The sequence below is a fragment of the Streptomyces sp. Ru72 genome (genome assembly GCF_002920635.1).
GTDB lineage: Bacteria > Actinomycetota > Actinomycetes > Streptomycetales > Streptomycetaceae > Streptomyces.
Genome location: NZ_PQSR01000063.1, coordinates 16356 through 30398, shown reverse-complemented (window position 1 = coordinate 30398; position 14043 = coordinate 16356). Strand labels below are relative to the sequence as shown.

General features: G+C 71.1%; 9 protein-coding genes and 2 pseudogenes. 8 read left to right on the top strand and 3 right to left on the bottom strand.

Going from position 1 to position 14043, the window contains the following annotated elements; translation table 11 throughout:
- Positions 1-63 precede the first annotated feature (63 nt).
- Both C3488_RS25595 and C3488_RS25590 read left to right on the top strand, forming a co-directional pair.
- Entirely contained in the window at positions 64-1149 is a 1086-nt protein-coding gene (locus tag C3488_RS25595) for an LLM class flavin-dependent oxidoreductase (protein WP_103843222.1), read from the top strand.
- Positions 1146-1760 (top strand): FMN reductase, encoded by a 615-nt coding sequence (locus C3488_RS25590; RefSeq protein WP_103843221.1) that lies wholly within the window; start codon positions 1146-1148, stop codon positions 1758-1760. The genes C3488_RS25595 and C3488_RS25590 overlap by 4 nt, the downstream gene beginning before the upstream one ends.
- Positions 1761-1802: 42 nt before the next feature.
- Here the strand turns inward: C3488_RS25590 and C3488_RS25585 are convergent, their stop codons facing one another.
- A complete protein-coding gene (locus tag C3488_RS25585) occupies positions 1803-4568 on the bottom strand; it encodes an AAA family ATPase (protein ID WP_181139191.1) in 2766 nt (921 codons plus the stop codon).
- A 200-nt stretch (positions 4569-4768) separates the two neighbouring features.
- On the opposite strand from C3488_RS25585, the gene C3488_RS25580 reads away from it, so the two are divergent.
- From C3488_RS25580 to C3488_RS41790, 5 genes and pseudogenes are all read left to right on the top strand, one after another.
- Complete coding sequence (locus tag C3488_RS25580; RefSeq protein WP_103843218.1) at positions 4769-5764, top strand: helix-turn-helix domain-containing protein; 996 nt, start codon at positions 4769-4771, stop codon at positions 5762-5764.
- A 158-nt stretch (positions 5765-5922) separates the two neighbouring features.
- A complete protein-coding gene (locus tag C3488_RS25575) occupies positions 5923-6366 on the top strand; it encodes an SsgA family sporulation/cell division regulator (RefSeq protein WP_103843216.1) in 444 nt (147 codons plus the stop codon).
- A gap of 637 nt (positions 6367-7003) precedes the next feature.
- Complete coding sequence (locus tag C3488_RS25570) at positions 7004-8026, top strand: helix-turn-helix domain-containing protein (RefSeq protein ID WP_103843214.1); 1023 nt, start codon at positions 7004-7006, stop codon at positions 8024-8026.
- 229 nt (positions 8027-8255) lie between these two features.
- Complete coding sequence (locus C3488_RS25565; protein WP_103843212.1) at positions 8256-11003, top strand: LuxR family transcriptional regulator; 2748 nt, start codon at positions 8256-8258, stop codon at positions 11001-11003.
- Positions 11004-11029: 26 nt separating this feature from the next.
- Positions 11030-11152: pseudogene (locus C3488_RS41790) on the top strand (helix-turn-helix domain-containing protein); the annotation flags it as partial.
- 334 nt (positions 11153-11486) lie between these two features.
- Here C3488_RS41790 and C3488_RS25555 read toward each other — a convergent pair.
- Both C3488_RS25555 and C3488_RS41785 read right to left on the bottom strand, forming a co-directional pair.
- Positions 11487-12260: a maleylpyruvate isomerase family mycothiol-dependent enzyme gene (locus C3488_RS25555; RefSeq protein WP_103843209.1), complete on the bottom strand. Its 774-nt coding sequence runs from the start codon at positions 12258-12260 to the stop codon at positions 11487-11489.
- 266 nt (positions 12261-12526) lie between these two features.
- Positions 12527-13044: pseudogene (locus C3488_RS41785) on the bottom strand (IS630 family transposase); the annotation flags it as partial.
- Between the two features lie 193 nt (positions 13045-13237).
- Here C3488_RS41785 and C3488_RS25545 point away from each other — a divergent pair.
- Positions 13238-14005 (top strand): alpha/beta hydrolase, encoded by a 768-nt coding sequence (locus C3488_RS25545; protein ID WP_258053636.1) that lies wholly within the window; start codon positions 13238-13240, stop codon positions 14003-14005.
- The last annotated feature ends 38 nt before the right edge of the window (positions 14006-14043 follow it).

Sequence of the window (14043 nt, the reverse complement as noted above, 5' to 3'; positions counted from 1 at the left end):
CGGCCGTCCGGCCGGTGCCTACATTTCTGGAACCCACACAGTTGCCGGAACGAAGAGGCCCCCATGCAGTTCGGAATTTTCTCGGTGGGGGACGTGACCCCTGATCCGACCAACGGCCGTACTCCCTCGGAGCACGAACGCATCAAGGCGATCGTCGCCATCGCGCTGAAGGCGGAGGAGGTCGGCCTGGACGTCTTCGCGACGGGCGAGCACCACAACCCGCCGTTCGTGCCGTCGTCCCCGACGACGATGCTCGGCTACATAGCCGCCCGCACCGAGAAGCTGATCCTGTCGACCGCCACGACGCTGATCACCACCAACGACCCGGTGAAGATCGCCGAGGACTACGCGATGCTCCAGCACCTGGCCGACGGCCGGGTCGACCTGATGATGGGGCGCGGCAACACCGGCCCGGTGTATCCGTGGTTCGGGCAGGACATCCGGGAGGGCATCAACCTCGCCAAGGAGAACTACGCCCTGCTGCGCCGGCTGTGGCGCGAGGACGTGGTGAACTGGGAGGGCAAGTTCCGCACGCCGTTGCAGGGCTTCACGTCCACGCCCCGGCCGCTGGACGACGTACCGCCGTTCGTCTGGCACGGCTCGATCCGCTCCCCGGAGATCGCCGAGCAGGCCGCCTTCTACGGCGACGGCTTCTTCCACAACAACATCTTCTGGCCCGCCGACCACACCAGGCGGATGGTCCAGCTCTACCGGCGGCGGTATGCCCACTACGGGCACGGCCGGCCCGAGGAGGCCATCGTCGGTCTCGGCGGGCAGGTGTTCATGCGGAAGAACTCGCAGGACGCCGTACGGGAGTTCCGGCCGTACTTCGACAACGCGCCGGTGTACGGGCACGGCCCGTCCCTCGAGGACTTCACCGAGCAGACCCCGCTGACGGTGGGCTCACCCCAGCAGGTCATCGAACGCACGCTGTCCTTCCGTGAGACAGTCGGCGACTACCAGCGGCAGCTGTTCCTGATGGACCACGCGGGACTGCCCCTGAAGACCGTGCTGGAGCAGCTCGACATCCTCGGTGAAGAGGTGGTGCCCGTGCTGCGCAAGGAGTTCGCGATCGGCCGCCCGGCCGACGTGCCGGACGCCCCCACCCACGCGTCCCTGCGTTCCGTCCAGGAGGTGTCCGCCGCATGAAACTCGTCGCCGTGTCCGCGGGGCTGAGCACCCCGTCGTCCACACGCCTGCTCGCCGACCGTCTCGCCGAGTCGGCCCGCGGTGAACTCGCCGCCCAGGGCCACGAGGTGGAGACGGAGGTGATCGAGTTGCGGGAACTGGCGGTCGCCGTCGCCAACAACCTCGTCACCGGCTTCCCGCCGCCCCAACTGGCCACCGCCATCGACGCGGTGGCGGGCGCCCACGGCCTGATCGCCGTGAGCCCCGTGTTCACCGCCTCCTACAGCGGGCTGTTCAAGTCCTTCTTCGACCTGATCGACCCGGACGCCCTCACCGGGAAGCCGGTCCTGATCGGGGCGACGGGAGGCACGGCCCGCCACTCCCTGGTCCTGGAGCACGCCCTGCGCCCGCTCTTCGCCTACCTGCGCGCGACCGTCGTCCCCACCGCGGTGTACGCGGCGTCCGAGGACTGGGGGTCCGGCGGTGACGAGTACACCGAGGGCCTGCCCGCGCGGATACGGCGGGCGGCCGGCGAGCTGGCCGCCCTGATGGCCGCCCGCCCCGCCGGGAAGACACCCGAGGACGACGTCACCGCGCTCGAACGGCAGCTCTCCGACCTGCGCTTCGACTGAGGCCGACCCGGGACGCGGTCCGCGGCCGTCGACGTCCCGTGCTCATCCGTCCGGCTGGAGCTTCTCCCGCAACTGGCCACGGGAGGTGATCCCCAGCTTCGGATAGATCCGGTACAGGTGTGCCGCGACGGTGCGGTGGGAGAGGTAGAGCTGCCGGCCTATCTCCCGGTTGGAGAGCCCCGTCGCGGCCAACTGCGCGATCTGCAGTTCCTGCGGCGTCAGCAGATCCCAGTCGGCGGGACCGCTCTGGGCACTCCCCTTGTTGGGCACACCCGCCTCGCCGGCGGAACGGAGTTCCTGGCAGGCCCGCTCGTACCACGGTTGGGTCCCCAGCGAGGCGAAGCACTCCCTGGCGATCCGCAGCGGTGCCCGGGACTCCATGACCCGGCGCCTGCGACGCAGCCATACGCCGTGGGCGAGCAGGAGGCGGGCCCGCGTGAAGGGATCACCGGAATGGTCCAGAGCGAGCGCCGACCGGAACGATTCCTCGGCGTCCTCGTCGTCGGCCAGGAGGGCGTGCGCGAACCCGAGGTTCGCCCGGATCATCCGCGCCGTGGTGGCCGCAGCCGCCGCGTCGAGCCGGCCGAGGACGCCACGCCCGGCGGCCCTGTCCTCGTCGCTCACGGCGGCCTCGGCGAGCACCGGGATGGCGACGGTCTGGAGATATGGATGGTGCGCGGGGTCCGCGGGGTCGAAGACCCGCCACACACAGGCGAACGCCTCCGCATGACGGCCGGCCGCGAGCCCGATCAGCCCTCGCGCGATCTGGATGAAGGCGAGGTTCGACGGGTTCGCCTGGGCGAGTGTCTGGCGTTCGGCCTGCTCGATGGCGCTCTGCGCCGTCTCCAGGTCACCGAGCACGGCCGAGAAGTGCGCTTTCGCGATGAGTGCACCGGTGAGCCAGCGGGCCTGGGCGGTCTCCTCCGCGAGCCGGATGGCCTCGGCCACGCTCGGCAGGCCCGACTCCCGGTCCACGATGTGCGCCGAGGCGAACGACAGCGACACCAGGGTCTGTGCCAGGAGCCCCAGCCGCCCCTGGGCCCGCAGACCGGCCGCCGCGTGCCGGAGGAAGCCCACCGCGTGGTCGTATCCGCCCATGGCCGTGGCCGCCGTACCGAGCGTGGCGGCGGCCGGGGCGTCGTAGCCGCCCTCGCTCTCCAGCCGCTCGAACCGCTGGATCACCGTCGCGCCACGCTCCAGTGGGGTCGCGAAGGCCAGGACGTACAGGAGATCGGGGTGCAGCTCCGGCACGGGCAGCCGCTCGGCTGCGGCCACCACACGCTCGCGCAGAGCAACCCCCGGGTCGAACCACCAGCACCGTCGAGCGGCGGCCCGCAGAAGCCGGAGCGCGAGTTCGGGATCACCGGCGGCCGCCTCCTCCGCCGTGGTGATGAGCAGGCGCAGACGCGGGACGCTGGTCGACACACCGACGTCGAGGCCCTCGCCCACCAGTACCGTGCGTGCCCGCTCCGGGACCTCGGCCGCAAGCGGGACCGCCGACTGCACAAGGGCCGCGGCCTGATTCGTCCTGCCGAGTTCGAGGGCCAGCTCCGCCGCCCTGACCAGGCGCTTTCCCATGCGCGACGCGTTCTCGCCGAGCGCGATGGACCGCTCGAGGGCCGCCAGGGCGACGGCCGGAGCGCCCCGTGCCTCCGCTCTGGCAGCCGTCCGGTCCAGTTCCACGGCGACGGATTCGTCCCGTCGGCCCGTGGCGGCGGCCCTGTGCCAGGTCCGGCGGTCGGACTGGCCGTCCAGGACCGCGGCCAGTGCGCCGTGCGCGGCGAGGCGTTCGGCGAGCGAGGCGGCCTGAAGCACCGCCGACCGCACGAGCGGGTGGCAGAAGCGGATCCGGTATTCGTCCGCCGTGACCAGGCCGATCTCCGCCGCGGGAGACAAGGATTCCGGCGATACGTCGGAGCCCGCCAGTACCGAAGCGGCCGCGAGGACCTCACCCAGCGCGCCGTCGTCGTCGGAGGCCGCGATGAGCAGCACGTTCCGCGTGTCTGACGGCAGGTCGAGCAGTCGGGAGGCGAAGGCGCGTTCCAGCCTTGAGGTGAGGGGAATGGCCGAGGAGGTCAGGGCCTCGGCCGAGGCTTCGTGCTCGCGCAGCGCGGCAGGCAGTTCGATGAGGGCCAGAGGGTTGCCCGCGGCCGCGTCGAGCACCCGGTGCCGGAGCGGGGGTTCCAGCCGCGGCTCCACGGTGTCCAGGAGCGCTGCGGCATCGATCGTGGTGAGGGGGTGGAGCCGGAACTCGCGCAGTGCGAGGGTGTCCAGGCATGTCGGGTGCCCGTCGCGGACGGCCAGGAGCATCCCCAAGGGCTCACGGCCGAGGCGGCGGGCGATGAACGCGAGAACGTCCAGGGTCGGCGGGTCGAGCCACTGCGCGTCGTCGACGACCAGCAGCACGGGTGCTTGGGCGGCCGCCTCGCCGAGCAGGTCGAGCGTAGCCAGGGCGATCATGAAGAGCTGTGGGGCATGCCCCGTGGGGGGCGCCTCGGTCAGTCCGAAGGCACCCAGCAGCGCCTCCGCCTGTACGGGAGGCAGACCCGGAACCCGGTCGAGCATCGTCCGCGTCAGCTCGTACAGCCCGGCGAAGGGCAGATGCGTCTCGGCCTCCACCCCGGACGCGCTGAGCACGGTGACACCCGAGCGCTCCGCCCGGTGCGCGGCCCATGACAGGAGCGCGGACTTACCGATGCCGGGAGCGCCGCGCACCACGAGCGCCCCGCCCTCCTCGGGCAGGCCGTCGACGAAGGCACCCAGAGCCGCCAGTTCGGTGGTCCTGCCGAACAGTTCGTGGTCCGACACCCGGTAACCCCCAGCAGCACGTCTGATCAGCGAAAACATTCTATGTGGGGCAAGGGGGCGGGGGCCGGGCGGGGAGGACCCCGTGTACGCCCAGCCCCTCGACCACAGTCAGTCCGCAGTCATTGTGCCGATGCCGTGAGCGGTGGGGCGATCGCAGCCTCGAGACAAAGTTGGTTTTTGATGCTTGAAAGGTCTGAACCATGACGGCAGGCGCGCCGCAAGTCGGCGAAGTCGGCTTCGCCGGCCATGTGCTCACCACGGCTACGGTGCCCACCCCGCAAAGACGGACGTACTGGCGTGAGGCCCTGTCCCGTACCTTCGGCGCTGTGGACATGTCGGTCCCCGACGAGGTGCACTCGGGCACGATCCGCACGGCGCCCCTGGGCCGGCTCCAGGTCACCACGGTGGACGGCGATCCGCTGGAGGCCCGGCGGACACGGCGGCTCATCGCCCGGGATGACGAGGACGAGTACGTGGTCGTGAAGCAGCTGACCAAAGGTGGCGCCCGACTGGAGCAGGACACCCGCGATGTGGCCCTGCGCGCCGGGGAGGTCTTCATCTACGACATGGCGCGCCCGGTCCGGCTGATCCTTCCCGAGCGCTTCCAGACCAAGTCGCTCGTGGTGCCGCGCCAGATCCTGGGCCTGACGGAGTCGGACCTGCGGCAGATCACGGCGTCTCCCCTCCGCTCCGGCACGGCACTCGGCGGACTGCTGTCCGTACTGGTGTCCCGGCTGGTGGACACCGCGGGATCGTACCGACCGCACACGGGCGAGCTGCTCGCCCGAAACGTCCTGGACCTGCTCACGGTCCTGGCCGACGAAAGACTCGGCAGGAACTCCGAGGAGGCGCCCGGCGGCGAGGCGACGCTGCGTTTGCGGATCCGGGAATTCATCGGCCGGAACCTTGCCGATCCGGACCTGACTCCGGAGGCCATCGCCCGCGCCCACCACATCTCCGTGCGCTACCTGCACAAGGTCTTCGAGGGCGAGGACACCACGGTCAGCCGCTTCGTCCAGAGCCGCCGCCTGGAGGCGTGCCGACAGGACCTGGTGCGCCGGGAGTCCGCACATCTGACCATCGTCGCGGTGGCCCAGCGGTGGGGTTTCACCAGTGCCGCCCATTTCAGCCGGGTGTTCCGGGCCGCCTACGGGATGTCTCCCAGTGAGTGGCGCGACAGCCGTAGACCGCAGTAGGCGCCCCTGCTGAGGTTCATCGATCCGGGGAAGTCCTCTCTGGGCCCTCACGGACAAAACTCCGTACGTTGCTCGACAAGAGACTTCCATTGACGGCTTTAGGGTCATTTGCGTAGACGCTGCCCCCCAAAAAAGAGAGCTGCTGATCGGGGTAAGACATGACTGAGCCGTTTTATGGTGCCGCCGATGGCACCCCGGTCACTCACGAGGTCGTGGTGCACGTCGTCGTAGCACAGGAACCGCCGGTGCCGCTGCCCGCCGAGCTGCGCTACGACCCGACGGACCCCTACGCCGTGTGCCTCGCCCTCGGAGGGGCGTCCACCGGCACGGTCGACTGGGTGTTCGCCCGCGACCTCCTGTCGGAGGGACTGAGCCGCCCGGCGGGTGTCGGAGACGTCCTGGTCATACCCCGGCACGAGGGTCACCGGCACTCGGTGCGCATAGTCGTCAGGTCCACCGCTGGAGCCGCCGCGCTGGACCTCGCGGCCTCGGCGGTCACCGCGTTCCTGGCGCACACCGACAGGGTCGTGCCACCGGGCACGGAGGGGCTCCACATCGACCTGGACCGCGTCGTGGCCGAACTCATGGCGGGAAGTGAGTGACGGGTCGCCCCGCAAGCCGGGCCGGGATCAAGCGGCATCGGTGATCGGGGATTCCAGGACCGACCACGTAATGCCTCCCATTCGGATCCGCGGACCTGCAGACCGAGGTGAAGGAATTTCCCATCTCCCGTTCCCGGCAACCGGGAGATGCCGTGGACGTTCTCGGGATCGCCGATCGGAATTCACCGCCCTGCTGGGTCGCCGCTTCCGGGCCGGCTCGACGGCGGCATGCTGCCTCTTTCATGTGCATGACGTGCCGCGTCGGCGGCCTCACGCCCTCACCGTCACCCTCACAAGCAGCCTGCTCAGAGGCATCAGTATGTTGACCGTCCTTTTCCGGCGGCAGCACGAAAGGGAGCGTCACCGGCCGTCCGCGCTGCCGCTGCCCGGGGGAGGGCGTGCCGGCGCCGGTCGGCCGGGGATTCCTCGAGGAAGCGACCGCCCCGCTCGCGTCGCAGCCCCCGTGGGCGGGCTGTCCCGCGAAGGGGCCAGGGAACGAAATCCTGCACCGTCCGGAATCCGGACCCGATCTTCCGCACCTTTGCTCCGTGCCCCGATCTAGCGGATTCACGCGATGTGCCGATCGACGCCCGTCGGCAGGGTGTCCATAGAGCACACCGGCTGAAGGGCGGAGATCATGTCGACGGATCCATCGACCCCGAATCCCAGGTGGCAGGTCTCCGACACCGTCTACACCACCGATTCGGTGCCCACCCACCAGAGACTGGCGTACTGGCGCGCCGCGCTCTCCCGGACGTTCGCCCCAGTTGCCGTCGCCGTCTCCGACGAGGTCTGCGCGGGGACCATCCGCACATCCCGGCTGGGCCATCTCCGGGTCGCCGCGGTGGACGGCGAGCCCATGTCGGCGCGGCGGACTCCGCAGCCGACCGCCCCGGACCAGGAGGAGCGCCTGGTCGTCACGCTCGTGGTCAGGGGTGTCGCCGTAGTCCTGCAGGACGGCCGCGAGGCGCACCTGCGCCCCGGGGACATCGTCCTCTGCGACACGGCACGGCCGCTACGGATCGAATTCCCGCATCCGTTCGAGACGAAATCCCTTGTCGTGCCACGGCGGCTGCTGGGCCTGGAGGAGTCCGACCTGCGACGGCTCACCGCGACGCCCATCCACGCCGACACGACGGCGGGCTCGCTGCTGGGGCCCTTTCTGGCGCAGCTCGTCGACAGCGCGGCGACATACCCGTCGGCCACCGGCGTGGCGCTGGCCCGCCACGTCGTCGACCTTCTCACCGTCCTGATCGAAGAGCGACTTCATCAGCAGGCGGGTGACGCGCCGAGCGCGGCCCGGGAGATGCTGGCGCGGATCCAGGTGTTCATCGACCGGCACCTCGCCGATCCGGACCTGACGCCGGAAGCCATAGCCCGAGCCCACCAGATCTCCGTTCGCTACCTGCACAAGCTGTTCCAGACCGAGGACGTCACGGTCAGCCGGTGGATCCAGCGCCGCCGGCTCCAGGAGTGCCGACGTGTCCTCGCCCGCCGGGAGGCGGCGGGCCGGACCATCGCCGCGGTGGCCCGCCAGTGGGGTTTCACCAGCCCCGCCCACTTCAGCCGGGTCTTCCGGGACGTCTACGGGATGTCCCCCGTCGAGTGGCGGGACTCCGCTGCGAGGACGCCTCGTGCGGTCGGCGTACCCGCGCCGTGACTCCGCCCGGCTCTCCCCGCGCTTGCGCTGCTCGCGTGGCCGACGTCACTCGCTCCCTCCACCGGGTGCGCTGAGTTGCCGTTTTTGCGATAGTGGGCCTTCCGGCTCGTAGTCCGCGCCTGCCGGAGCCGTCGCGACGGGACCGGCAGCCACGCCGAAGGTGCGGAGGTACCGGTCGGTGCGGGACGAGCCCGGCTTCGGCCGGCAGGTGCGGACTGGAGGGGCGTGCGTGGCGGGGTCAGGCGGATCGCTGTCCCGAAGCGGTCTGCGCGGCCGAGAGGCGGAACTCGAAGAGCTGCGGACACTGATCGCCTCGGTGGCCCGCACCGGAAGCGGCGCGCTGATCCTGATCCGGGGGGAACCGGGCATCGGCAAGACCACGCTGCTTCTGGAGACGGTGGACACGGCGAGGGCCGCGGGGTTCTCGGCCGGCCTCGGCAGGGCCGATGAACTGCATCACATCGTGCCGCTCTCGTCGTTGGCCGCCTGCGTTCTGCACGGTGATGAGCCGTTGCTGTCCGGCGACACCTTCGCCGATCTCGCGCGCCATCACGACCGGCGGATCTGGCTGGTGGAGCGCCTCGCGGAGGCGATCGAAGCCAGAGCCGCAAGCGTGCCGGTGCTGATCGCCCTGGACGACGTGCAGTGGGCCGACCCGCTCAGCCTGTTCGCCCTGAAGCAGCTTCCGGCCCGCCTGCGGAGCTCGCCGGTTCTGTGGCTGCTGTCGGTGCGGCAGGGCCCTCCCGGTCCGGCGGAGGAGATCGTCGCGGCCGCGAAGGGTGAACTCCCCACGGTGACCGTGCCGTTGGGCCCGCTTTCCGGTGCGGCCATCGGCCAACTGGCCGGCGACACGCTGGGGGCAGCCGTCGACGAGCGGGTGCGGGAGCTGCTCGACGGAGCCGGCGGGAACCCGTTTCTGGCGGTGGAGATGCTCGCCGGACTGCGGACCGCCGACGCCTCGGGTGAGTCCGTGCCCCCAGGGCTCGTGGTGGGTGTGCGCGGCAGACTCGGGTCCCTGCGGCCCGAAGCGCTCCGCTTCCTGCAGATGGGAGCGGTGCTGGGGCGCAGGTTCGGCTTCGAGGACGCCGCCGCGCTCCACGGCCGACCGTCCGCCACGTTGATCGGCGTGCTCGAGGAGGTGGTGCGCGCCGGACTCCTGGACGACGACGGCGACCAACTGGTCTTCCGGCACGATCTGCTGCGCCAGGCGGTCTACGTGGACATCCCGCCGTCGGCCCGGAAGGCTCTGCACCGGCAGGCCGCCCACCGCCTCGTCACCACGGGTCACCAGCCCATCGACGCGGTGTCGCACATCCTCAGGAGCGCACAGCCCGGGGACGAGGAAGCGGTGGCGCTGTTGCGGCGAGCCGCCGACGACGTACTGCCCGTCACGCCGGGCCTCGCGGCCGACCTGATGACGCGGGCCCTGGAGCTGGTACCGGCCACACGGCCGCTGAGGTTCGACGTGGGCGAGCAGGCGATCATGTGCCTGACGCGGGCCGGCCGGAATCGTGAGGCACTGTCGACCGGCGACCGGTTGCTGGCAGGCCGGCCACCCCTGGAGGCGATCGGGCGGCTGCAGGCCGTGCTCGGCGGGACGTTGTGGAACCTGGATCTCGCCGAGGAGCTGCGCCGCCGGGCCGAAACGGCCCTCGCCGTGGGGGGCGCCGCCCCGGAGGTGGAGGCCAGGCTGGCCGCCCTGCGTGCGCTGGCCCTGTCCCGGAGCCATGATCTCGCCGGAGCGCGTGAGGCCGGCGAGAACGCGCTGCGTGCGGCCATCGCGATCGGTGACCGGGAGGCGCACGTGCTGTCCCTGTTCGGGCTCGGCGAGATGGCGCTCAACGCGGGCGAGAACGCCGTCGCGCTGCAGCGCTTCACCGCGCTCAGCGCCGTGGACTCCGCGTTCCTTCCCGAAGAGATCGTGGCGTACCAGCACCTGGACGACTACGGGTCCGGTGAGCGGCTGCTTCTGCGGGCGGCGGACGATGCCGGGTCGTCCCGTGAGGCCATGCTGCTGTGGGCGCAGGCTCAGCAGCATCTGGGCCTCGGCAGGCTCGACGACGCCGAAGCCGACTTCGTGACCATGGAGCGCCTGGAGGACGAGGTACAGGTCCCCGTCCAGCAGGTGAACGCTCGCGTCATCCGCTCCCGGATCGCCCTGCTGCGCGGCGACCGGGAGGCGGCGCGGCAACACCTGGCGGCGGCACGGGAAAGGCTGGCGATCAAGCCGAACCCGGGCAACACGGCCGCGGTGCGCTTCCTGGAAGCGGTCCTCGCCGAGGACGAGGGGGACATCGGCCTCGCCGTCGACAAGATCCGGCAGGTGCAGCAGGAAGGCCCCTTCATGCGCTGGCGGCTGCTGCGCACCTGGGCCGACGCGGCGATACGCATGGCCCTGCGAGGCGCCGACCAAGGGCTCGCCGAGGATCTGGCCGCTCAGGCCGAAGCCCACGCCGAGCGCAATCCGGCCGTGCCCACCGCCGCGGGTGTCGCGGCGCAGGCCCTAGGGCTCCTGAAAAACGATCTCACCCTGCTGGAACGTTCCGTCGACCTGCTCGGGGCAAGCCCTCGCCCGCTGGTGCGGGCCGCCGCCTGCGCCGACCTCGGAAAGGCGTTGCTGGCAGCGGGCCGGAAACCGCAGGCAGTGGCCGTCCTGACGCAGGCCCATGCCACGTTCGCGGCGTCAGGCGCGCATGCCGCGGCGGCACGCGTGCATCGCGATCTCGAGGGTGCGGGTGCCGCCGGCCGCAGGGCGGCGAGCGGGCAGCGGCCCGTCCAGGGATGGGAGGCGCTGACGGCCTCGGAGAAGAAGGTCGCCCGCCTGATCGCCGAGGGCCACACCAACCGGTCGGCCGCCGACCTCCTCGTCGTCTCCCCGCACACGGTCAACACGCATCTGACGTCCGTCTTCCGGAAGCTGTCGGTCAACTCCCGGGTCCAACTCGCCAACATGGTGATGGCCTTGCGCGACGACTAGTGCTCTGACCGGGAACGTTTGCCCGGTTGGCGGCGGCGGGGCCGGAACCGGTCGACGTGATCCACCGGTTCGACCAGATCGGCCCGGCCTGCCTGGACCCTCGGTGGGCCGGAGGCCGTCCCCGCCTGCTCGGCCCCGACGACCCCGATGGTCACTGGCCGGCGCCGAAGCCGTCCTGAGACTCCACGCCCCGCTCGCCAACGGCGACTTCGACCGTTACTGGACCTTCCACCTCGACCAGGAACACCAGCGCAACCACCGGGCCCGCTACCGACTCGCTGCTTGATCCACGAGGTCAGTCCCTGCAATCTGCACGCGCCGCGCACTGTCCCCGGTCGAGCGCGAGCCGCCCGCAGGTGCGCCTTTCGCCCTTGAACAGCAGGCCCGCAGCCTGCCCGCAGCCGCGCGATGTCCGCAACCCCGGGCCCAGTGGCGCCCGCAGGAGCGCGCGCACAACCGGCAGACGCGTCACAAGTGCGCGCTTTACGCGTTCGGGTCCCAGTCGGCGAGCTGCTCCATCGGCTCGGTGTCGCCGGTGGTCTCCAGGCCGTCGAGCGGGATGCGCGCGTAGAAGTAGAGGACAAGTTCGCTCGCTGCGCCTCGCATCGCCATGTCGCCCGGCTCCGCGTCCGCGGAGAGGTCGTCGCAGCGGACGCCGTCGGCGTTGAGGGTCAGGCGCCAGGAGCGGCCCTCGGTCGTGTGCAGGTCGATGGTCGCCGGCTTGAACGGCCAGGGGACGGTCGTCGCTGCGACGGTCGTCAGGAACTCGTCGACGCCCTCGACCGCGACGTCCGTCGGCAGCGGCTGTGCGGCTCCCTGGGTGAGCTGGGCGTCGTAGGTGTGGACGGCGATCTCCTGGATCTGGTGCCGGGCCACGGCTCCGCTGGTCTCCGGGGCCTGCGAGCGGCCCCACCAGGTCCAGCAGCCGCGGTCCGGGCCGGCCTCGCGCATCGCGTCGAGCATGAGCTCGGTCGACTCGGCGAGCCAGGCGTCCAGGGCTTCGCGGTCGCGGGGCGCGGTCGGGGCGCCCTTCGGGTCCGTCTTCGCCGGGGGCTCAGCGCCCGGGCCCGCCGCGACGATGGCGGCTTGGCGGCGGCGGCCGTCGCCGAGGTGCTGCGCCAGTTCGCGCAGCGTCCAGTCCGGGCAGGTCGGGACCTGGACGTCAAGGTCGGGGGCGGAAGCGATCGCGGCGCGGAACGCGGCCGAGCGGTCTTCGATCAGCCGCAGGACCTCGGGGAACTCCAAGATGCTTTGCACGTCGGTTGTGTATCACGGCGCTTCGGCCGCCGGGTAGCGAATTTGTCGGACGAACGCGTCGACGGCCGGGGGAGCGCCGGCGCCGAAGCCGTCCTGAGACTCCGCGCCCTGCTCGCCAACGGCGACTTCGACCGCTACTGGACCTACCATCTGGGCCACGACACCAGCGCAACCACCGGGCCCGCTACCAACTCGCTGCTTGACCTACGAAGTCACTCCCAGCAATCCGCACCCCTGGTCGATGTCGGCGGCCTGAGTAGTGTGCGGTCCGGACGCGCCGGCGCCAGAGGAGTGAAACGAGAGCCAGTGCTCTTCCGGCGGCGGTTGATGCTCCGCGGGGTGTCGTCGCCGATCGAGTAGCACCGTGGAAGTGGGTCACGCCGTGGGTGCGCTTGCAGGTCGCCGCGAGCCGGTCGGACCGTCCTGCTCGGCCCAGCTGCAGCCCGCGGTGGGGCGGATGCCGAGCGGGTCGAACTCGTCGAACGCGAATGTCCGGTCGGGGAAGCGGTCCAGGACACGCTCGATCCGGGTCGAGTTCGGCGTGGTGGTCGGGGTCGGTGGGCTCCTTCCAGGTCTTGGTGCGTCGGGAGGTGACGCCGCGTCGGGCGAGCAGGCAGCGCAGGGCCTCGCGGCCGATGCGGATCACCCGGCCGTGCGCCTTGCGCAGGTAGGCGAGCAGTTTGCGGATGGACCAGCGGGTGAAGGGCTGGCCGAGCTTGGTCGGGCGGGTGGTGGCCGTCTGAACGAGGAAGTCCTCGTCGTCGGGGCTGAGCAGGCGGGGACGGAAACATTCCCGGTCAGAGCACTGGAGACGACTGAGCACGACTGGCGACGGAGGCGCCTGGAGACGGAGGTGCCGGGAGACGACTGGGCACGACTGGAGGCGCCCCGGAGCGGCGCTTTTGGTACGTTCACGCGATGCCCGCGCCGTCCGAGCGCGCTTTGCTGGGGGCCAGAATCACTCGGAGGCCACCTACGTGCAGCGACACACCCCCGCACCGCCGACCGTCGTGCTCGTGCACGGTGCGTTCACCGACGCCTCGTCCTGGGCGGGGGTCGTCAGCCTCCTCCACGCTGCCGGACTGACCGTGCGGGCCCTGGCGAACCCGCTGCGCGGCCTGGCGGAGGACGCCGCCTACATCCGCAGCGCGGTGCGCCAGATCGAGGTCCCGGTCGTGCTCGTCGGACACGGCTACGGCGGCGCGGTCATCACCGAGGCCGCCGCCGAAGCCGACAACACCGTGGCGTTGTGCTACGTCGCGGCGTTCGGCCTCGACGCCGGAGAGTGCCTTCTCGACATCACCGGCCGCTTCCCTCCCATGCCGTCGATCGACGCCACCTCGACCGCCGCTCTTCCCACCCGGCGCGGCGCCGGCCGGGAGAGCGAGCTGTACATCCGCAAGGAGCGGTTCCCGCAGGTGTACGCCGCAGACCTGCCGCACCGCGTCACCGACGTGCTGTCCGTGACGCAACGCCCGATCGCCCACAGCGCCCTGACCGGCAGATCGGGCCCGCCGGCATGGGCCTCCAAGCCGTCCTGGTACGCCATCGCGGCCGGCGACCGGATGCTCAACCCCACCGCTCAGCGCTTCATGGCGCAGCGCATGGCGGCCACCGAGTACGTACTGGACGCCTCGCACGCCGCGGTTCTCTCACAGCCCGGCGCGGTGGCCGCGATGATCCGGGAAGCCGCAGGACACAGCACCGCGCGCGACGACCGACGAGGGCCTCGGCATACCTTCTGATCAGGTGAATGAGGTAATGTCCCCGCTCGAACGGGAAG

Bases quoted from the DNA above. Each gene is read 5' to 3' on its own strand.
- C3488_RS25595 (WP_103843222.1), top strand. From the start codon at position 64: ATGCAGTTCGGAATTTTCTCGGTGGGGGACGTGACCCCTGATCCGACC.
- C3488_RS25590 (WP_103843221.1), top strand. From the start codon at position 1,146: ATGAAACTCGTCGCCGTGTCCGCGGGGCTGAGCACCCCGTCGTCCACA.
- C3488_RS25580 (WP_103843218.1), top strand. From the start codon at position 4,769: ATGACGGCAGGCGCGCCGCAAGTCGGCGAAGTCGGCTTCGCCGGCCAT.
- C3488_RS25575 (WP_103843216.1), top strand. From the start codon at position 5,923: ATGACTGAGCCGTTTTATGGTGCCGCCGATGGCACCCCGGTCACTCAC.
- C3488_RS25570 (WP_103843214.1), top strand. From the start codon at position 7,004: ATGTCGACGGATCCATCGACCCCGAATCCCAGGTGGCAGGTCTCCGAC.